General features: G+C 62.4%; 15 protein-coding genes and 4 pseudogenes. 11 read left to right on the top strand and 8 right to left on the bottom strand.

From position 1 onward, the window contains the following. The coding region (locus ROS217_RS22025; protein WP_009820059.1) for a zinc ribbon domain-containing protein at positions 1-1,195 on the top strand (1,195 nt) is incomplete at its 5' end. Between the two features lie 23 nt (positions 1,196-1,218). Here the strand turns inward: ROS217_RS22025 and ROS217_RS22020 are convergent. Next, positions 1,219-2,013 (bottom strand): annotated as a pseudogene (locus ROS217_RS22020) (IS3 family transposase); the annotation flags it as partial. A 65-nt stretch (positions 2,014-2,078) separates the two neighbouring features. Here ROS217_RS22020 and tnpA point away from each other — a divergent pair. Both tnpA and ROS217_RS24830 read left to right on the top strand, forming a co-directional pair. Continuing rightward, positions 2,079-2,510 carry an IS66-like element accessory protein TnpA gene (gene tnpA, locus ROS217_RS22015; RefSeq protein ID WP_040652219.1) on the top strand — a complete coding sequence of 144 codons (432 nt, stop codon included), beginning with the start codon at positions 2,079-2,081 and terminating at the stop codon, positions 2,508-2,510. Between the two features lie 212 nt (positions 2,511-2,722). Next, positions 2,723-3,961 (top strand): tyrosine-type recombinase/integrase, encoded by a 1,239-nt coding sequence (locus ROS217_RS24830; protein WP_157046750.1) that lies wholly within the window; start codon positions 2,723-2,725, stop codon positions 3,959-3,961. 323 nt (positions 3,962-4,284) lie between these two features. Here ROS217_RS24830 and ROS217_RS22005 read toward each other — a convergent pair. Continuing rightward, positions 4,285-5,193, bottom strand: a pseudogene (locus ROS217_RS22005) (IS5 family transposase); the annotation flags it as partial. Here ROS217_RS22005 and ROS217_RS22000 point away from each other — a divergent pair. The 3 genes and pseudogenes from ROS217_RS22000 to ROS217_RS23805 all read left to right on the top strand — a co-directional run bounded on the left by ROS217_RS22000 (position 5,094) and on the right by ROS217_RS23805 (position 8,361). After that, the gene (locus ROS217_RS22000; protein WP_198134954.1) at positions 5,094-5,810 is read left to right on the top strand and encodes a tyrosine-type recombinase/integrase; all 717 of its coding nucleotides are present in this window, start codon (positions 5,094-5,096) and stop codon (positions 5,808-5,810) included. The pseudogene ROS217_RS22005 and the gene ROS217_RS22000 sit on opposite strands and share 100 nt — an antisense overlap. Positions 5,811-5,820: 10 nt before the next feature. After that, complete coding sequence (locus ROS217_RS21995) at positions 5,821-7,002, top strand: IS91 family transposase (RefSeq protein WP_009820053.1); 1,182 nt, start codon at positions 5,821-5,823, stop codon at positions 7,000-7,002. A 416-nt stretch (positions 7,003-7,418) separates the two neighbouring features. Then, a pseudogene (locus ROS217_RS23805) lies at positions 7,419-8,361 on the top strand (IS630 family transposase). Between the two features lie 27 nt (positions 8,362-8,388). Here the strand turns inward: ROS217_RS23805 and ROS217_RS21980 are convergent. The 3 genes from ROS217_RS21980 to ROS217_RS21970 all read right to left on the bottom strand — a co-directional run bounded on the left by ROS217_RS21980 (position 8,389) and on the right by ROS217_RS21970 (position 11,228). Continuing rightward, positions 8,389-9,069 carry a hypothetical protein gene (locus ROS217_RS21980; protein WP_009820048.1) on the bottom strand — a complete coding sequence of 227 codons (681 nt, stop codon included), beginning with the start codon at positions 9,067-9,069 and terminating at the stop codon, positions 8,389-8,391. 12 nt (positions 9,070-9,081) lie between these two features. After that, complete coding sequence (locus tag ROS217_RS21975; RefSeq protein ID WP_197060304.1) at positions 9,082-9,933, bottom strand: hypothetical protein; 852 nt, start codon at positions 9,931-9,933, stop codon at positions 9,082-9,084. Positions 9,934-10,058: 125 nt separating this feature from the next. Continuing rightward, entirely contained in the window at positions 10,059-11,228 is a 1,170-nt protein-coding gene (locus ROS217_RS21970) for a helix-turn-helix transcriptional regulator (protein ID WP_009820046.1), read from the bottom strand. A gap of 291 nt (positions 11,229-11,519) precedes the next feature. On the opposite strand from ROS217_RS21970, the pseudogene ROS217_RS25150 reads away from it, so the two are divergent. Continuing rightward, positions 11,520-11,884: pseudogene (locus tag ROS217_RS25150) on the top strand (ATP-binding protein); the annotation flags it as partial. 458 nt (positions 11,885-12,342) lie between these two features. On the opposite strand, the gene ROS217_RS21965 reads toward ROS217_RS25150, so the two are convergent. Genes ROS217_RS21965 through ROS217_RS21955 form a run of 3 tightly spaced genes read right to left on the bottom strand, consistent with a single transcriptional unit; the run spans position 12,343 to position 14,659 of the window. Then, the gene (locus ROS217_RS21965) at positions 12,343-12,909 is read right to left on the bottom strand and encodes a TetR/AcrR family transcriptional regulator (protein ID WP_009820045.1); all 567 of its coding nucleotides are present in this window, start codon (positions 12,907-12,909) and stop codon (positions 12,343-12,345) included. A 5-nt stretch (positions 12,910-12,914) separates the two neighbouring features. Further along, on the bottom strand, positions 12,915-13,964 hold the full coding sequence (locus tag ROS217_RS21960) for a flavin monoamine oxidase family protein (RefSeq protein WP_009820044.1): 1,050 nt from the start codon (positions 13,962-13,964) through the stop codon (positions 12,915-12,917). 26 nt (positions 13,965-13,990) lie between these two features. Next, the gene (locus ROS217_RS21955) at positions 13,991-14,659 is read right to left on the bottom strand and encodes a cupin domain-containing protein (RefSeq protein WP_009820043.1); all 669 of its coding nucleotides are present in this window, start codon (positions 14,657-14,659) and stop codon (positions 13,991-13,993) included. A 398-nt stretch (positions 14,660-15,057) separates the two neighbouring features. On the opposite strand from ROS217_RS21955, the gene ROS217_RS24935 reads away from it, so the two are divergent. The 4 genes from ROS217_RS24935 to ROS217_RS21935 are packed head-to-tail and all read left to right on the top strand — an operon-like array spanning position 15,058 to position 18,884. Next, the gene (locus tag ROS217_RS24935; protein WP_009820042.1) at positions 15,058-15,576 is read left to right on the top strand and encodes a MarR family winged helix-turn-helix transcriptional regulator; all 519 of its coding nucleotides are present in this window, start codon (positions 15,058-15,060) and stop codon (positions 15,574-15,576) included. A 14-nt stretch (positions 15,577-15,590) separates the two neighbouring features. Further along, positions 15,591-16,226 carry a glutathione S-transferase family protein gene (locus ROS217_RS21945; RefSeq protein ID WP_009820041.1) on the top strand — a complete coding sequence of 212 codons (636 nt, stop codon included), beginning with the start codon at positions 15,591-15,593 and terminating at the stop codon, positions 16,224-16,226. A gap of 20 nt (positions 16,227-16,246) precedes the next feature. Next, on the top strand, positions 16,247-16,705 hold the full coding sequence (locus ROS217_RS21940) for a (2Fe-2S)-binding protein (RefSeq protein WP_009820040.1): 459 nt from the start codon (positions 16,247-16,249) through the stop codon (positions 16,703-16,705). A 1-nt stretch (position 16,706) separates the two neighbouring features. Then, a complete protein-coding gene (locus ROS217_RS21935) occupies positions 16,707-18,884 on the top strand; it encodes a xanthine dehydrogenase family protein molybdopterin-binding subunit (RefSeq protein WP_009820039.1) in 2,178 nt (725 codons plus the stop codon). Positions 18,885-18,976 lie beyond the last annotated feature (92 nt).

The following is an 18,976-nucleotide window of genomic DNA, read 5'->3' as shown; positions in this document are numbered from 1 at the left end:
GGATAGGGCAGAGGCGATCCGCAAAATGGTCAGCGACAACGTCCCTCAGAGCCGACATCACGGCGCGGCCAAGCATGGTTCCGCCCTTTTGGCCGGACTTCTGCGCTGCCGTCGCTGCGGGCGTAAGTTGACGGTTCGCTACACCGGCAAGAAGCATGATGTCCCGCGTTACTCCTGTTGGCGTGGCCTCTTGGACAATGGCGAAGCGCGCTGCATCGCTTTTGGCGGATTGCGGGTCGATGATGCCATTGAACATGCGCTCTTGCAGGTGGTCAGCCCCGGCGCGATCGCCGCCGCTGAAGCGGCCGCCCGGCAAGCGGTGCGTCAACGGGATCAGGTTCGCGATGCGCTCAGCCGTGATCTGGAGGCGGCGCAATATGCGACTGACCGTGCATTCCGACAGTATGATGCATCGGACCCTGAGAACCGCTTGGTGACTGCAGAACTGGAAGCCCGTTGGAACCGGATGCTTCAACGGGTCCAGGAGATCGAGCAGAAGCTCGCGCACCACGATACGACCAGTTCGAACGCGACAACGCTACCGGTGGAAGACCTGGCAGCCCTAGGGACCAATCTTGAGCGCGTCTGGTTTGCGCCGGGCACAGATGCCAAGCTCAAGAAGCGGATTGTCCGCACGGTAATCCGTGAAGTAGTGGCAGATCTTGACGACGATGCATCCGAGATCGTTTTGTTGATTCATTGGGCCGGCGGTGCCCATACAGAAATCCGCCTGCCAAAGCGTCAGCGAGGACAGCGCAATGCAACACCACCTGATATTGTTGAAGCAGTCCGCCAGCTTGCACGGATCGCCAGCGACGATGTCATCGCTGGAGTCCTGAACCGGAACGGTCTTGCCACCGGAAACGGCAACCGCTGGACCAAGGAACGGGTCACAGCATTACGGTCCTACCGCAAGATTCCCGTATTCAAGGTTGAACCCAATGATCTCGATCCTTGGCTAAACCTCTCCAACGCGGCCAAGCTTCTCGAGGTGGCACCCAGAACGTTGCGGTTGGCAGCAGAAGCAGGTGAAACCAAAGCTGAACACCCGCTCACTGACGGACCGTGGATATTCGAGCGAACGGAATTGTCAAAACCGGCGGCACAACAACTCAACAAACCGGCGCGACAAAACCCAAAACACCCCGCAGTATCACATCCAGATCAACAAAACCTATTCCCTTCAACAACATAGAAAGATGGGCGTAATGAAGCAGAGTTGTAGAAGGTCATCCATTTGCGGATGCCCGCCTTCGCTTCTGATCCGGTCTCCCAGGCGTGAAGGTAAACGCACTCGTATTTCAGGGTCCGCCATAGCCGCTCGATGAAGATATTGTCGAGGAACCGGCCTTTTCCATCCATCGAGATGCGAACACCGGATCGACGCAGTCTGTCTGTCCAGGCAAAGGACGTGAACTGAGATCCCTGATCCGTATTCATGATCTCCGGCGGGCCGAACTTGTGGATAGCCTCGTTGAGCGCCTCGACGCAGAAGTCGGCCTCCAGCGTGTTCGAGATGCGCCAGGCTAGGACCTTGCGGGTGTGCCAATCCATGATGGCGACCAGATACAGGAACCCGCGCCGCATCGGCAGGTAGGTGATGTCCGAGCACCAGACTTGGTTCGGACGATCCACGCGCAGACCTCTTAGCAAGTAGGGGTAGGTCTTATGCCCGCGTCCCGGCCTGCTGGTGTTGTTGGGCTTCTGGTAGATCGGCATCAGCCCCATGAGGCGCATCAGCCGACGTATCCGCTTCTCGTTCACCAGATGGTGCTCGTTGCGCAGGTGCCAGGTCATCTGGCGGACACCAAAGAACGGGGTCTCCAAGAACTGCTCGTCGATCTGACGCATCAGGCTGAGGTTCTGATCGGTCTCGCCTTTGGGTGTGTAGTAGAAGGACGAGCGCGAAATCGACAACAACTTGCACTGCTGCCCGATGGACAGCTGGGGGTGATCAGGCTCGATCATGCCGCGCCTCACTTCCCGCCCCAAGGTAAGCGGTCGCTGGCCCTCACCTTTTGCCCGATAGTCTGACCTGCGATGCCATGTCCGATGGAGATCGGTGCAGGAGTTTCGCGATGGCGACTACGTTGGAGTTTCTCCGGGATTACGGGGTGGACATAAGGACCAACGGACAGCGACGCTGGCCGGATGAGATAAAGGCGCGGATCGTTGCTGAGAGCTTGCAGCCAGGTGTGAGCGTGAATGCAGTTGCGGCGCGGTATGGGCTGCGGGCGAACCATTTATCGGAATGGCGTAGTCGGGCACGTGATGGCCGGTTGGTTTTACCTGCGGTTGAAGATGACAGCTTCTGTTTTGCACCGATCGTCGTGTCGGATGGTGGCGGCGGTGCGGATGTGCTGGCTGTCGCCGGGCAGCCCACAAAGCCTGACGGGTTGTCCTGTAAACCCATCGAGATTGCGATAGGTCGTGTGACAATCCGGGTCGATGGCACCACCAGTTCTGACCGGATTGCCGAGATCGTGCGGGCAATCGGGGCGCGGCCATGATGTTCCCGTCAAACCGCGTGCGGGTTCTGGTCTCGACGCGGCCAGTGGACTTCAGGAATTATGCCGAGTCCATGATTATGCAAAGCTGCAGATCTGCAGGCTAATTTTTCTTCTCCCATTCAACAGGTCTGCATATCTGCCAATGTCGTAAGACTCCGCATAATTAGGCTTACTCCTCCGGCGCGTCTTTGCGCCCAATGAGGAGAATGCCAATGACCAATATTGATGAACGCCTGCCAGTTCGGCCGGGGCATATGGAGGCAGGCGAGCTTGCCGAGCCGATTGTCGCTTATGCGGCTCACCTGTCTGGCCTCGGCTACACCGCGCTGACGATCAAGGGATATACCGACTCAGCCCGTCATCTTGGGGCATGGCTCGCGCTCTCGGGCTTGACCATCTCGGCGCTCGACGAGCATGCGCTGGAACGCTTCGCGCGGCATAAGTGCCGGTGCGGCGGCAATCGGTCATCTGATCGGCTCTCTTCCAAGTATGTGAGGCGAGTTCACCGATTCACATACTACCTTGGCGACTGCGGCATCATCCCGAAGGTCGCGCCTGCAGCGTTGGTTGTCGATCCTTCCGTCGCACGCTTCGGTGAATGGCTGCGGCGCCATCGTGGCCTCTCGGAGCGGACCATTGCCCGGCATGTCCGCATGGTCTCTCGGCTTTTGCCGGCTTTGGGCGTCGATCCCGACGCATATGATGCGTCGCGGGTCCGCGCGGTCATCCTCGATGAAGGGACGCGCTGCTCCGCTGCCTACGTCAAGACGATGGCGATGGCGCTGCGTGGTTATCTTCGGTTCCTGGCCACGCGCGGCGAGTGCCGCCCCGGTCTCGATCATGCCGTGCCGCCGACGCCAGACTGGAGGTTGTCGGCGTTGCCGCGTTATCTGTTGCCCGAGGATGTCACCCGCTTGATCGAGGGGTGCGATCTCTCCCTTTCTCATGGGATCAGGGACAGGGCGATCCTTCTTTTGCTCTCTCGGCTTGGTCTGCGCGCGCACGATATCTGGGCGATGGAGATCAACCATGTCGATTGGGCAGCGGGCACGGTCCGCGTTCGCGGCAAGCGGCGGCGTGAGGTGCGGTTGCCTCTGCCTCAGGAAGCTGGCGACGCGCTGCTCGCCTACCTCGAGGATGCCCGCCCGCTGGTGGATGAGCGGAGGATCTTTCTGCGCTCGGCGGCACCGTATGTCCCCTTCGCAAGCTCCAACGTGGTCTCGACCATCGTCCGCTCCGCCCTCCGGCGAGCCGGGATCAGCGACGCGCCATCGCAGGGAGCCCACCTTCTGCGTCACTCGGCGGCGACGGCCATGCTTCGGGCGGGCGCGACGCTCGATGCAATCGGCGCGGTATTGCGCCACCAATCGCCTGACACCACTGCCCACTATGCCAAGGTCGATCTCGCGACGCTGTGCTTGATCGCGCAACCCTGGCCGGGGGACGCGTGATGCTGGCTGATGATCTCAAACGGTATGTTGCGCTCCATCGCGCTCTCGGCTTCAAGTTCCGCGTCCAGGCAGGACTTTTGCGCGGCTTCGTCGCATTTGCCGAGACGTATGGCGACAGTGTCGTATTGGCCGCCCGCACGATCGCATGGGCCAGCGAGGCACCCTCGCCGGCGCAACGACGCAACCGCCTGCTGACCGTGCGCCGCTTCGCACTCGCCATGCATGCCGAGGACACACGGCACGAGCTGCCGGCGACCGATGTATTCGGAACGGATCGGCACGCCCGCGTCCTGCCGCACATCTGGACCGCCGACGAGATCGCGCAGTTGATGAGCACGACTGCTCTGCTGGGGCAGCCCCCGATAACGGGTCTTGATGTAGCCGAACTGGCGCTTGAGCACGCGGAAGGGATGCTCGACCCGTGCGCGCACCTTGGCGATGATCCGGTTGATGTCGTCGTCGACGGGATGAAGCGTGCCGCCTTTCGGCGCCTTGCGCATGACGCCCCAGAACTTTTCGGGGCCAGAGAACGCGGCCTCGCGCGCGGCGCTGACATAGCCCTTGTCCTCCCAGATCGACGTTTCATCACCGTGCAGCAGTTCGTCCCAGACCTGGCTGTCGTGTGTCTTGGCCGTGGTGGTGTCCAGGCTATGCACGATCCCGCTCTGAGCATCGACGCCGACATGCGCCTTCATGCCGAAGAACCAGTCGTTGCCCTTCTTTGTCGACGACATCTCGGGGTCGCGCGCCTTCGCCTCGTTCTTGGTCGAAGACGGCGCGTCGATGATCGTGGCGTCCACCAACGTGCCCGAGCACAGCGTGATGCCCTGGTCGGCGAGATGGCCATTCACCTCGGAAAACAGCTTCTCGGTCAGCTGGTGCTTCTCCAGCAGATGGCGGAAGTTGAGGATCGTGGTCTCGTCCGGGATCCGGTCGTCACCCAGTTTGATGCCCGCGAACCGGCGCATGGCGTCGCTGTCGTACAGCATCTCCTCGGCCATGGGATCTTTGAGCGCATACCATTGCTGGAGGAAATACACCCGAAGCATCGTCTCCAGCGGCATCGGCGGGCGCCCGCCTTTCGGCCCCACCCTCGGGTAATGCGGCACGATCAGCGCCAGCAGCCGGGTCCATGGCACCACCACCTCCATCTCGGCGAGGAACTTCTCCCGCCGCGTCTGCTTCGTCTTCGTCGCGTGGCGGAGGCCGGGAAAGGCGGGCTGCTTGGGCATCACGGGGCATCCTTCTTCGTCCCGCCCAGCCTATCCCAACCCGCTCAGAGTACGAGGTTTTCAGATGTTCCTTAAGTGCCGATGAAGTCGTGCGGTTCCTTGAGGCAGTGCCGTCGCTGAAGGCGCGCGCGGCCCTGACGACAGCCTACGCCGCAGGGCTGCGCGCCTCGGAAGCGGTCAGTCTGAAGGTCACGGATATCGACAGTGATCGTATGGTTCTGCAGGTCCGTCATGGCAAAGGCGCCAAGGACCGCACGGTCATGCTTTCACCACAGCTTCTCGGCATCTTGCGAACCTACTGGCGCCTGGCAAGACCAAAGGATTGGCTGTTTCCCGGGCGTGGCGACAAGCCCATCGATGTGCAGGTGCTGCATTCCACCTGTCGGTCCGCGACCAAGGCGGCGGGATTAACCAAAAAGGTCAGCGTCCACACTTTGCGGCATAGTTCTGCGACGCATCTACTTGAAAGCGGCGTCGATATCCGCGTTATCCAGGTGCTGCTCGGGCACAGCAACCTGTCGACGACTGCGCGTTACACGCAAGTTGCCACGACGACGATCGCGAAGACGCAGAGTCCGTTTGATCGCCTGAGCCTTGAGGTGGTGCCGCCCGGCTGAGGATCGCGCCATGTCATCCGCCTTGGAGGTGGGGGATATTTTCCGCCGCCATGGCCCTGCCTACGTCCATGCTCACGACGGCCACCTCGGACGCGTGGAGCGCCGCGTCATGTCGGCGATCGAACTGTGCCGGACGGCCGCGCTTGGCGGCCATATCGAGGGCTGCCAGGCCTGTGGCACAGTCCGTGTCGCCTATAATTCCTGCCGCAACCGGCATTGCCCCAAGTGTCAGGGTGCGGCCGCGCGCGACTGGCTCGAAGCGCGGGCGGGCGACCTTCTGCCGGTGCCTTATTTCCACGTGGTCTTCACGCTGCCCGCCGAGATTGCATCCATAGCTTTCCAGAACAAGACGATCGTCTACGCCATCCTGTTTAGGACAGCCGCCGAGACGCTGCGCCTCGTTGCCGCCGACCCCAAACATCTCGGTGCCGGGATCGGTCTCATCGCGGTGCTGCACAGCTGGGGTCAGACCCTGAGTTATCATCCCCATCTCCATTGCATCGTTCCGGGCGGCGGCCCGTCATCCGATGGCACGCGCTGGATCGCCTGCCGTCCCAACTTCTTTCTCCCGTTCCGGGTGCTGTCGCGCCTGTTTCGTCGGCTGTTTCTGCAGGCGCTGCGCACTGCCTTCGAGGCCGGACAGCTGCAGTTCTTCGGTGATATTGCTGAACGCGCCGACCCGCAGGCCTTCGCCCGGCTTCTGACGTCAGCCGGTCGTCAAGACTGGGTGGTCTATGCCAAACCACCCTTTGGCGGGCCGGAACAGGTGCTGGCCTATCTGAGCCGGTATACCCATCGGGTCGCCATCGCCAATTCACGTCTGGTCAGCATTGCAGATGGCAAGGTGACGTTCCGCTGGCGCGACTATCGCCATGGCCGCCGGCCCAGGGCGATGACGCTCGAAGTCGGAGAGTTCATCCGACGCTTTCTTCTTCATACCGTGCCGGATGGCTTTCACCGCATCCGCCATTACGGCTTCCTCGCCAACGGCCAGCGCGCCGCCCGTCTCGCGGCCTGCAGGGTAATGCTGGCTGCTCAGGTGCCGAAAGCAGAGGGACGCGCCGAACCCATGGCGAAGGTCGCGCCCACTCCGCGTCCATGCCCCTGCTGCGGTCGCCCGATGGTCACGATCGCCATCTGGTATCACGGCCAGGCGCCACCCGGCGGGCCATTCTGGAACGACAGCACATGAACGTCTACGGCAGATTACTGGTACATGATCGCAAACCGGCTCCCCCGAGGACCGGCTATGTGCTTTGCAGGCTGGCACCGCGATCATGGTGGCTCCGACCGTTCCACGAGGCAATAAAACACCAACCGGATCGCTACACCGATCCCCAGAGGCTGAGACCGACCCCGGCGGCCGCCCAGCCGGCCCCATCGAACTGCATATCCGCCCTCGCGCCCTCCACCCCGGGCCCGCGCCAGAACCACAATCCCCATAGCGCAAAACCAACCCGCGGGTTCGTTCAATCCGGCTTCAATGAGGTCGCGGACAGTGCATGTGTGATCCCACCGTTGTCTCCCGCGACCTCACAGAACCCTCCAGATTCCCTTGATGGCTGATTTGTGATTCAGACTCCATACTGGTGAAGGAGGACAGCATGGATGACGAAACCGTATTCAGACGACCTTCGGGAGCGTGTTGTCGCAGCGATGCAGTCTGGGGCGAGCTGCCGTTGCGTTGCCGCGCGGTTCGGGGTCGCGCCGTCGAGCGTGGTGAAATGGATGCAACGCGCGGCGCAGACCGGGTCGGTGAGCCCCGCGCGGATGGGCGACTATCGCCGCCCCATTCTTGAACCGCACCGGGATTGGCTTCTGGATCAGGTGCAGTCCCGTCCGCACATCACGCTGGGGATGCTGCAAGAGATGTTGGCCGGGCGCGGGATCGCGGTGAGCCACGACACCGTCTGGCGGTTTCTGCGCGGCTGTGGGTTCAGTTTCAAAAAAAGACAATGGTCGCCGATGAGCGTGAGCGCCCCGATGTGAAGCGTCGTCGCGACAGGTGGCAGCGCCATCAGGGGCGCATTGATCCGACGCGGCTGGTCTTCATTGATGAAACCTGGGTGAAGACGAACATGGCCCCGCTGCGGGGCTGGGCACCCAAAGGCGAACGCTTGCCCGGCGCGGCGCCCTTCGGGCATTGGAAGACCTCTACCTTCATCGCCGCCCTGCGCCATGACCGCATCGATGCGCCCTGGGTGTTCGACGGTCCCGTGAATGGCAACATCTTCCGAACCTATGTCGAACGGGTTCTGGTCCCACCCTCAGACCCGGCGATGTTATGGTGATGGGCAACCTCGGCAGCCACAAGAGCCAAGCGGTGCGGCAGGCAATCCGCTCGGCCGGTGCCCACCTTCTGTTCTTGCCGCCCTACAGCCCGGATCTGAATCCGATCGAACAGGCGTTCGCAAAGCTCAAACACTGGATGCGCACCGCAGCACCCCGATCGCGGGACACGCTCTGGCGCTCCGTCGGAACGATCCTCAACCGCTTCACCCCCGACGAGTGTGCCAACTACCTTAAGAACGCAGGCTATGCTTCCGTCTAAACCTGAAACGCTCTAGGGCGCGTCTGGTTACAGGCCCGGATCGGGACAGGTCTGCGCCCATCCTGTCGGATCGACGGTGAAGGCGCGGCCCCCGCCGCCGGGATAGCGTCCCGCCACGAGCGCTACGCGATCCGGCACCGTCCCGCTGAAATCCGCATCCACCTCATAAACGCCGTATTCCATGCTCAAGGGCGCAGCGCGGTGATACACCGTCAATACGAAAGGTGCGCGCCCATCGGCGCGGGCGATCATCACCTTTTCCTGCCCCATGGACGCGCCCGGATATTGCGGGCAACCGAGGGAGTCGAACGCAACCCCACGCATGCGCAGCGCCTCGATCAGATCGTAATGACCTTCCGCGCCTTGCTTCATCCAGCGAAACGCGAGCTTGCCGTTGGCGGGCAGCGTTACGTTCAGATCACCCAGCATACCTTCCGTTGCGGATGACCATTGCACGGCAGAAAGACCCGCGCGCAGATCGGTCGCCGCCGCGCCGTCCGTCTCGGGCGCAAGCGCGAGCAGGGCGTCGGCCATCTGCGCGGCATTGCCTGCCCAGCGCCATTTAACGCCGCAGTCATAGCCGCCTTCGGCCTTGCAGCGGGCAAGAAAACCCGCTTCATCTTCGATGGGCGCGGGATCAGCCGCCGCTGCGTTGCACCCGGCGATCAAGAGGCCGAGTGCGGCCACGATCATGCTTTGCTTCATCATATGTTTGCCCGTCTATCTGGCAACGCTGGCCGCCGCAGGTACGGCGGCCAGCTTCCCCCGCTCAATCTCAATCGCCTTGCCAAGATCGGCAGTCAAGGCGTGCGCGCAATCTTCCGTGAGACCGCCCGAAAGCAGGATGGATTGGCTTTCCCCATCGGCGCGGATTGTGACCGCATAGCCGCGCGCGGCTTGCCGTCGCCCCATGTGGCGTCCGGCCATGGCAGCGGTGGAAACGCCGTTACGCCCCGGCATGAGCGAGTCGCGGTCAACGACCAGTCCGCCGAGCGTCACGCGCAAATCGGTGACGACGTTGAGCGGCATGCCGATGTCGCCGCTCTGCAAGCCGTGCCGCGCGACCGAGACCTTGACGGGTTTGCGGTCGCGCGCGCCGGGCAGCACGAAGGTGCAGCCAACGCCGATGCAGACGAGCGCTACGACATATAGACCCACGAAGGCTCCGGTGGAGCGCGTGCCCACCAACAACGCATTCAGCAGGAGGAACACGGCGAACGCGAACAGCGGCAGCGCAGGCACACGCGCCGCGCGGGCGGGTTCCACGTCGAACAGAATGCCGCCTGTTGCGGGATCGTCGCGGCGCGTGAAGCTGGCGACCTTCGGATTGTTCCACGTGCGTAGCACTTGCATGCCGTGCCACTTCCACAAAGGCAGCGCCACCACCGCGCCAACCAGCGCCAGCCGCACCAGTGTACCGATGTTGATGCTTGGCCTCGAGACAAAGAACAGCGCCGCGCCCAGCGTATTGAACAAGATGAAGGCCACACCGACCCACAGTAATACGCGCAACCAAGCGGGGCGCTGATGAGCAGGGTTTGCGTGCTGCCGCGCGGCGGTGTTCGAGTCCAAGGCGCTCTCCGCTTACAAATACAAGACAACTTGACCGGGGGGCGCTGTGACGTGCGCTCCGACTGTCGCAAGGCGGTCCCGCTCGCTCTACGATAAGCTTGTGTGTGGCGGGTTTCGTCCCCTTTTCAGGGGAGAAATGCATGTTCCGTCTGTAACCCCGCTACGCAGCGGGCGATTAGCGCCACGGCTTGCCCCTGCCGGTGCGTGCCGGTTTTGGCGAGAATGCGTTTGAGGTGGGAGCGCACGGTCGCGCCGCCGATTCCGCGCCGCTCGGCGACGGCATCGAGCGACAGACCGCTTGCAAGATCGGCCGCTATCACAGCTTCCATGCGGGTGAATCCGAAGAGATCGCGCAAGCAGGAAATCGCAAGCACGGGCGCTTCCGGATCGCGCACAATGACCAGCGCCAAAGGCCGGGCATCGGCTGCGTTACCGGACAAAAAGAAACCGGACGGTGGCAGGGGTGCGATGATCATCGTGAGCGGCAGACGCTCCGTGCGCGGGATCGTCAAAGCCGCCCCGAGAGGGGCCGCGCGACCTAGCGCGGTCCGGATACAGGATCGCACTTGCCGTGCCATGCGCTGATCCAGCCCTGCATCTGCCAGTCTCAATCGCCCGCGCCCGCCTGAAATATGGATTCCCGCATGCAGCAGCGCGTCCGCGCGCGCATTCGCCGTGACGATGTTGCAGCGCGCATCCACGGCGAAGACCGCCGCATCAATGCGCGAAAGGGCTTCATCGGCCAGCGCCCTTTGCGCCGCCGCCTTCGAGAATTGCCGGCCCAGCCAGAAGGCGCGTTGCAGATGAGGCAATAAGATCGACACTTTGTGCCGATCTGCATCGGTATACGCGCCCGCGCGTTCCGGGCGGTGAATGCCGAGCACGCCAAGTGCGCCGTCGCCGCCGAGAAATACCCCGCCGACCATGTGGAATATATCAAGGGCGCGCAGCCATTCTTGATAAAAGCCGCTTTGTTGCTGTTCCGCCGGCGTCACAAGATCATGGTCGGTGACGATGCGCGACACGCCGAAACGAGACGAGCGTTCCACCCACAAATCCTGCCGGTGCCAGTGCATTGCCCAGGATTGCTTATCATCGGCAATGCGCAAATTATCGGTGTGCTCAAGCAACCGGATATCGTCATCCGCCCCGTGCCATTTCAGCACGGCGCTCGTGGAGTTCAGCGTCTCCGAAATATCGGCGGCGATCCCCGTCCAAAGCACATCATCCACAATCGCCTCATAGAAGCGCCCGATCAGGCCGGAAACCCGTGCATCGATAACAGTCTTCGACAATATTCCATCCGCCGTGTCAGTCGTCTTCCGAAGTAAAGACGAAAACGACGCCAAAATCCATGCCGCAGACTGCAAGAGGCGTACCGAAAGCCTTGTGCCGCCTCAGCTTCAAGGTTGAGCCAGAAGTCGTTTTCGCGCAAGTATATCAACTATACCCGTTACTTCCGGCGCACACGATCCGCCGTGCCTTCGCATGCCGTTAAAAGGTCTTTGGCACATCTCTATGAATTCGGCTATATCGCGTCAATCGACATTCAGAATGTGAAGCAACAGCTCTCGGCCCTGGGCTGCGTCATAATCGACGAGTTGGGCTACATCCCGTTCCCCAAGTCCGGCGGCGCATTGGGTCGTCAGGAAAACAGTCTACCAAACCGGTTTCTTAATCCTCCTCCATCCATCTGATTAGCAAGCTCTGTGAGAAGACCAGCGTCATCATCACCACCGATCTGGAGTTCGGCGAGTGGGTCTCAGTCTTCGGCGATGCCAAGATGACAACCGCGCTTTAGGATCGCGTAACCCATCATTGCACCATTATCGAAACCGGCAACACGTCATACCGGTTCGCACAAAACAAGCTACGCCGGGGACTCCGCGCGCGGCCTCTTACAGCAATCGTTGGGACACTGCCAAAGCGCCCAGACGGACTCGCTACATGAGGACGGTGCGCCTGGGGGGTTTGCACCGCATAGGTGGGTCAAAATTAAACACGGGGTCAGTTTTGAACGCTCATTGACACGTGACGCTTGTACGAAGCGTGGTTTCGGGTCATTGACATGCATCATTGATCTGCCTCACGAGACTTGCTTTCTTCGCGTTTAGGTGGGAAAATATTAGGGACAGCGGGAGACTCTGAGCCTTCCAAATGGCACCCGCCATCCTTACCGCCCGCGGGCACGGATGCCACGAGCTGTGCGCCGTCTGATGACCACGCATCCGCCATTTCTTTCCTTTGCTTATGTTGGCGATTCCGTTGGCCAGACCTTACGCACGTGATGTTGAGACCGCTCTTCCTCCGACCAGAAAATCGTAGCGGAAAATGCCCGATTAATAAGGTCCACATTCTGGGGATCAGATCAACCTCGGGGTCGAATTCGCCGCAAAGGCGAAATGTGTTCTATCGGCAACGGTCACTTATCAGTTCGGTTACGGCATCAAATGTGAGGATATTTCCGTTCGTTCGCGCGGCGAGATGCGCCCCTTCAAGCAGCGCAAGCGTCGCGTACGCCTCAGCCAGCGGGTCCTGCACACACTCGATCGTATGATCGTCTGCCCCGCGCAGATAAACGGTCTTGAGCCAGCTGACCATCATGGCCCTTATGTCACCGATCCTTTCGGTCACTTGCTTGGACAGGCTTTCGCGGCTGGTGGAAAGGGCAACACACAGGCAGACTTCTTTGCCGTCCGCCAGGGCCGAGCGGTAAAACGCGATCACTGCCCGAAGGCGCGCGCCGCCGGTTGCGTGGACGGCATCGATGGCGTTGCATTCAGCGCGAAGCTTGGCCTGGTATCGTTCAACGAGAGCCTTGGCCAGATCGTCCTTGGTGGGAAAATGGTAATGAACCGAAGCCTTTCGAATACCGATGGCCCCGGCGAGGTCGGCATAGCTGAACCCGTCGACTCCCCGCGACCGGGCCGCGTGCTCGGCGATATCCATCAGGGCGGTTTTGGTGTCACTGACCATCGGGCTCAACTCTCTACTGCGTTGAGATGCAGATGCGCAAGCTCTGCCGCTTCCAGTGCTCCTTCCAGAAAGCCGCCAAATTGCGGGGCGACCTCGGTGCCGGCAAGGATCAGGTCTCCTCCCCAAAGCCGCGCAAGGGATCGGGGCAGGCCATAACTCGGATGCGCAAAAAGCGGTTGATGGTCCCGCCCGGTGGCGGTGAAGGGGTCAAAGGCCCAGTCCTTGAGGTGAAGTTGCCTTGGTTCGGCCGCGGAAGGCCCAAACAGGCGGCCGAGTTGCGCCTGCACCTGCTGACGCAGCAATTGCGCATCGGTTGGTACACTGATTAAGCCGAACAGGGCATAGGGCCCACCCTCGGCAGGGCTGGCGTCGTGGAGTTCCACCATAGGACCTACCCGGCTCATCGCGTCGCCCGACAGGCCCGCCTCGCGCCAGAAGGGGCGATCATAGACCGCAACGACCTTGGCCTGGCCGGCCATCCAGGTGGCAATACCCTTCATCGTGACCAGCGCGTCGTCGGGCAGGCCTGGCGAAAACGACAGCTGTGCTTCTATGCGCGGTGGCAAGGCCAGCACCACGTTGCGTGCGCGAATCTCGGTGCCGCCTTGCGCGCTTGCGACGATGAGTCCGTCGGTTCGCGCGAGGGCCTGAATCGGGGTCGCCATGCGAATCCGCGCGCTCGGGATCTCTCGCGCGAGCGCGTTGGTCAACGCGGCCAGACCGCCGCGCAGCCGAAACGAGCCTTGCATCGCGGCACGACCGTGCCCGCGCAAGACCTGACCCTGCTCATCCTGATAGATTATATCTCCATGCGCGAGTTGGTCGAACCGGGACAGTCCCAGCCGGTTGACCAGCGCTGCGATTCGCGGTTGTCCGGGCCAGAACCAAGTCGGGCCAAGATCGAAATACGCGGTATTCAACCGTTCGGTCAGAATGCGCCCGCCCAACCGATCCCTGGCCTCCACCAGCAGGAAATCCCGGCCATCGGCCGTGAGGCGCGCGGCAACGCCCAGGCCTGACAGCCCGCCGCCGATGATGAGGGTTTCGGTCTGCATGTGTCAGACCGTCTTCGGATAACGGATCATTGGCCCGCCACCGTGGCATGGCGCAGGTGTCCGGTCTTGATCCAGAGCGACGCGCCTGTGGTGCCCGCCGTCGCAGCGAGTTCGTCGCCGTCGGGCAGGCGCAGCCAAGCATTTTTTTCCAGAACTTCGCCCCCTCCTGTGACGCTGCCGTCGATGACCAGCATCTCTGTCCCGCCGGGTGCCTTGTATGTCAGCGTCGCGCCGGCATCGAGCCTGTGGAAGGTCACCACCTCGCGGTCATCCGCATGGAGAGTCGCCGTGGCCACACCATCGACCATCGCGCCAAGCTCTGCCGCCATATCCTTGCGGAACTGGGTCCGGTCCGAGAGATCGAATTGCCACAGTTTGACGAAAATGATGCAGCCTTCGTCGGAGCGCGGCGTGTGAGATGTGGTCGGCGGGTTGCGCACATAGGTGCCTGCGGGATAGTCGCCATGTTCATCCTGAAACACGCCCTCCAGGACGATAAATTCTTCGCCGCCGGTATGGGTATGCGCCGAGAAATTGCTGCCCGGCGCATAGCGCACGATCGTCGTGGCGCGTGCCACCTCGTCACCGATCCGGTCGAGCATACGCCGATCCACGCCCTTCATCGGCGAGGGCTGCCAGTCGATCCGGTCCGAATGCACGATGACGCGCCGGGAAAAATCCGCGTTGAGCTCCATCCTGTCGTCTCCTTTTGCTTGTGATGACCCGGTCGAACGAGATGCTCCGAGGCCTTGCATAATGGACTACCTTCTAGTAGATAGGCGTTGGTGGCGCAATACACGAAATCATAAACCCGCGCCTGGCGTTTCGCTCAAGGTCGGTCCCTAATGCGAGCATATATCTGGAATACCATAAACTGGCTTGCCAGATAAACTTTGAGACTTACATACTTCATCAACGGTCAAAAAATCAGCCAAAGGTCCCATATGCTCGTTACTCATTGTGATACCAGGATCACGGGCCTCGGCAGGCCCAGGCACATCCCGCGTAACGGGAGGCAGCGGGACGGCGCGCTCTTGTGCGGTGCGCGGGATGATCCCTATGCCCTCTTGATATCCGATCGGGCTGTGTCGCAATGAGCGGTTCGACCCGGATCGCCGAAGGGGATATGCTGTGTCTCGACACTCAGCTTTGCTTTCCGCTTTATGCAGCGACCAACCTGCTGGGGCGCGCCTATCGCCCGCTTCTCGAGCCGCTTGGGCTGACTTATTCCCAGTATTTGGTGATGCTGGTACTGTGGCAGTCTGAGCAGGTTTATGTCGGCGATCTTGCTCGGCGGCTTTACCTGGATAGTGGCACCATAACCCCCTTACTCCAACGCATGGAGAAACTCGGCCTGCTGAACCGCACCCGCGACACGCGGGACGAGCGGCGCGTTGTCGTGCGACTGACGTCCGATGGTGCGGCCCTGCATGGGCGCGCGGCGCAAGTGCCGGCGACTCTTGCGGATAATATTCTGGAACACTTTGGCATCGACGCAGCGCGAACGCTGCGCGACGAGACATTGCGCCTTGTCAGCATCCTGTCTGACAGCCTTGACGGATCTGCAACGGGCGGGTCCGGAACTGGGTCAAGTTTCCCTTCAACCCCATGAGAAAAGAGGTAATCATGAGCGATACGACACTCTACGGCTTTGATGGATCGACCTATGTGCGGACGGTGCGCTGCGTCTTGACGCGCAAGGGCGTTGCCTATGACCAGGTGCCGGTCAATGTCTTGACGGGCGAGCCGCGCGAGCCCGAGCATCTGGCGCGCCATCCCTTCGGAAAGGTGCCGGTGCTGGACATCGACGGAATGCGCCTGCGCGAGACGGACGCGATCGTGCGTTACCTTGATGCGCGCAATCCCGAACCGGCGATGTTCCCCGCTGATGCTAGGGCGCGCGCCAAGGCCGACGAGAACGTCGCGCTCATCAACAGTTACGGCTATGGCGCGATCATCGGCTTTGTTGCCTATCACCTGTTCCCCGATCTTGTCGGCGGCAAGGATGATGAGGCCCGGAAAGCCAACCTCGGCTCTGCCCGGACCCTGGCGAAGCTCGTGATCGAGAACAAGGGCGATGCCCCCTTCATTGGTGGCGGCGATGCTCCCGGTTATGCGGATTACCTGTTGGGGCCGCTTATGGCCTACGCGACCATGACCGAGGATGGCCCGGCGCTGTTGTCGGTGGACGGGATGCAGTCCTGGTGGGACCGGCTGAGCGCGGATGAGACCTTCGCGGCGACCGCGCCGGATCTGGGCTGACGGAAAAGGAGACCAGAGCGATGATCAAATTGACAGTGAACGGAACCCCGCGCGAGATCGCGGCGGATGCGGGCACGCCGCTTTTGTGGGCGCTGCGCGACGAGCTGGGCCTGACCGGCACCAAGTTTGGCTGCGGGGTCGCGTCCTGCGGGGCCTGCACGGTGCTTCTGGACGGGGTGCCAGTGCGTTCCTGCCAGACCTTTGTAGGCGATCTTGACGGGGCCGAGGTGACGACGATCGAGGGCGCGCAGGATGCCGCCGCGCAGGCGATCCGCAAGGCTTGGGGCGAGCTCGAGGTGCCGCAATGCGGTTATTGCCAGTCGGGGCAAATCATCTCAGCGGCCTCGTTGCTGCGCGAGACGCCGAAACCAACCGATGACGACATCGACGCGGCGATGGATGGCAACCTGTGCCGCTGCGCCACCTATGTGCGCATCCGCAAGGCGATTCACCGCGCATCCGAAATCATGGAGGGCTGAGATGCTGGACCGATTGTTTGCTAACGCTGCCCCGTCCGCGCCCCTGTCGCGCCGGGGCTTTCTGAAACTCTCTGCCGGGGCCACGGGCGGCCTGATGCTGGGCGCTGCATTGCAGCCCAAACTGGCCCACGCACAGGGCGGCGCTGATGGCGTGCTTGCCATGCCCTTCGTCCATATCCGCCCCGACAACACCGTGGTGGTGATCGTCAAGCACCTCGACATGGGGCAGGGGTCTGCCACCGGCCTTGCCACGCTGGTGGCAGACGAGCTGGACGCCGATGCCGCCCAGGTCACGACCGAATTCGCGCCCGCCAATGCCGAACTTTACGTCAACACGCTTCTGGGCGTGCAGGGCACTGGCGGGTCCACCGCGATGGCCAATTCGTGGCAGCAATACCGCGAGGCCGGGGCCACCGCGCGTGCGATGCTGGTCGCCGCCGCAGCCAAAACCTGGGGCGTCGATCCCGCCAATGTCAGCATCTCGGGCGGCCGGATCAGCGCCGGGGATCGCAGCGCCAGCTTTGGCGAGATGGCCGAGGTTGCCGCCACACAGGCGGTGCCCGAAAGCGTGACGCTCAAGACACCCGATCAGTGGGTTTATATTGGCAAGTCCTTCCCGCGCGTCGATGTGGCGCGCAAGACAGAAGGCGCGGTCGGCATGTTTGGCATGGACGTGAAGCTTGAAAACATGGCCTATGCCGTCAGCCTGCGCAGCCCGCGCTTCGGCGGCACGCTGGCCGGTCTGGATGACGCCAAGGCCCGCGAGATGCCCGGCGTGATCGACATCATCCGCCTGCCCGACCGTGCCACCGTGATCGCCACCTCGACCTGGCAGGCGATTCAGGCGCGCGATGCGCTCTCGGCGGAGTGGAATTTCTCCAAGGCCGAGAACCGCAGCACCGAGGCGCTGCGTAGGGAATACACCGCGCTTCTGGATCAAAAAGGCATTGAGCATTACAGCGCCGAGGCCCCGGCCGCCGAGGCCGCGCAGGTGATCGAGGCGGATTACTTCTTTCCCTATCTCGCCCATGCTCCGATGGAGCCGCTCGACGTGACCGTGCTGTTTGATGGCGAGACAGCGAATTTCTGGACCGGCTCGCAGCTTCAGACGCTGGATCATATGATCGGCGCGCAGGTGCTGGGGCTCGACCCGGCCTCGGTCAAGGTCAATACCGTTTGGGGCGGCGGCTCCTTTGGGCGGCGGGCGATCTATGACAGCCATTACGTGGCCGAGGCCGCGATGGTGGCAAAGGCCTGGCTTGCGGCCCACGGGCAGGCCCGCCCGATCAAGCTGGTCTGGACGCGCGAGGACGATGTGCGCGGCGGTTATTATCGCCCGATGCACATGCACTGGGTGCGCGCCGGGCTGGATGCCGAGGGCAAGATCGCCTTCTGGCAGCAGCGCCTTGTCGGACAGAGCATCGTCATGGGCACCGCGTTCGAGCAATACATGGTGCATGGCGGTGTCGATGCCTCCTCTGTCGAGGGGCTGGGCGAAAGCTCTCCCTACGCCATTCCCGGCTGGACGGTCGATGTGCATCATCCGCGCGTCGGCGTGCCGGTGTTGTGGTGGCGCTCGGTCGGGCATACCCACACCGCCTATGTCGTCGAGACGATGATGGACGAGCTGGCCGAGGCCGCCGGGGCCGATCCGGTGGAATTCCGCCTGCGCCACCTAGCCGATCCGCGCGCGCGCGGCGTGCTGGAACTGGCGGTCGAAAAGGCCGGCGCGGTGCCCGAGGGGCTGACGCGGGGCATAGCGGTTCACAAGAGCTTTGGCTCTTATGTGGCCGAGGTGGCGGATGTGCGGATGCGCGAGGATGGCACCGTCAAGGTCGAACGCGTGACCTGCGGCGTTGATTGCGGCGTGCCGATCAACCCCTCCAACATCGTGGCCCAGATCGAGGGCGGGCTTGGCTACGGCCTGTCGGCGATCCTGCGCGAAGAGATCACCCTGACCGATGGCGAGGTGGATCAATCGAATTTCTACGACTACACCCCGCTGCGCATCAGCGACATGCCGCAGGTGGAGGTGCATATCGTCCGCTCCACCGAGGCGCCGACAGGCATCGGCGAGCCCGGCACCCCGCCGATCGGCCCTGCCGTCGCCAATGCCGCACGCCGCGCCACCGGCATTGCGGTGCGCGAGCTGCCCTTCTCGCGGCACGGGCTGGCCTGACCGGGGTCTGATCGGCGGCCCGTCCCGGCAAAAGCGCGCGCCACCACCCGATGGCGCGCGTGACATCAGGAGCAAAAACCTGCGTTTTGGGG

The organism is Roseovarius sp. 217 (genome assembly GCF_000152845.1).
Classification (GTDB): domain Bacteria; phylum Pseudomonadota; class Alphaproteobacteria; order Rhodobacterales; family Rhodobacteraceae; genus Roseovarius.
The sequence above is the reverse complement of the archived record's forward strand: the minus strand, read 5'-3'. Positions and strand labels throughout refer to the sequence as shown.

What these genes read in the sequence shown, in the direction of transcription:
- ROS217_RS21935 (WP_009820039.1), top strand. Translation starts at nt 16,707, where the DNA reads ATGCTGGACCGATTGTTTGCTAACGCTGCCCCGTCCGCGCCCCTGTCG.
- ROS217_RS21980 (WP_009820048.1), bottom strand. Translation starts at nt 9,069, where the DNA reads ATGATGAAGCAAAGCATGATCGTGGCCGCACTCGGCCTCTTGATCGCC.
- ROS217_RS21960 (WP_009820044.1), bottom strand. Translation starts at nt 13,964, where the DNA reads ATGCAGACCGAAACCCTCATCATCGGCGGCGGGCTGTCAGGCCTGGGC.
- ROS217_RS22000 (WP_198134954.1), top strand. Translation starts at nt 5,094, where the DNA reads ATGGCACCACCACCTCCATCTCGGCGAGGAACTTCTCCCGCCGCGTCT.
- ROS217_RS21995 (WP_009820053.1), top strand. Translation starts at nt 5,821, where the DNA reads ATGTCATCCGCCTTGGAGGTGGGGGATATTTTCCGCCGCCATGGCCCT.
- ROS217_RS21945 (WP_009820041.1), top strand. Translation starts at nt 15,591, where the DNA reads ATGAGCGATACGACACTCTACGGCTTTGATGGATCGACCTATGTGCGG.
- ROS217_RS21955 (WP_009820043.1), bottom strand. Translation starts at nt 14,659, where the DNA reads ATGGAGCTCAACGCGGATTTTTCCCGGCGCGTCATCGTGCATTCGGAC.
- ROS217_RS21940 (WP_009820040.1), top strand. Translation starts at nt 16,247, where the DNA reads ATGATCAAATTGACAGTGAACGGAACCCCGCGCGAGATCGCGGCGGAT.
- tnpA (WP_040652219.1), top strand. Translation starts at nt 2,079, where the DNA reads ATGGCGACTACGTTGGAGTTTCTCCGGGATTACGGGGTGGACATAAGG.
- ROS217_RS24935 (WP_009820042.1), top strand. Translation starts at nt 15,058, where the DNA reads ATGAGCGGTTCGACCCGGATCGCCGAAGGGGATATGCTGTGTCTCGAC.
- ROS217_RS24830 (WP_157046750.1), top strand. Translation starts at nt 2,723, where the DNA reads ATGACCAATATTGATGAACGCCTGCCAGTTCGGCCGGGGCATATGGAG.
- ROS217_RS21965 (WP_009820045.1), bottom strand. Translation starts at nt 12,909, where the DNA reads ATGGTCAGTGACACCAAAACCGCCCTGATGGATATCGCCGAGCACGCG.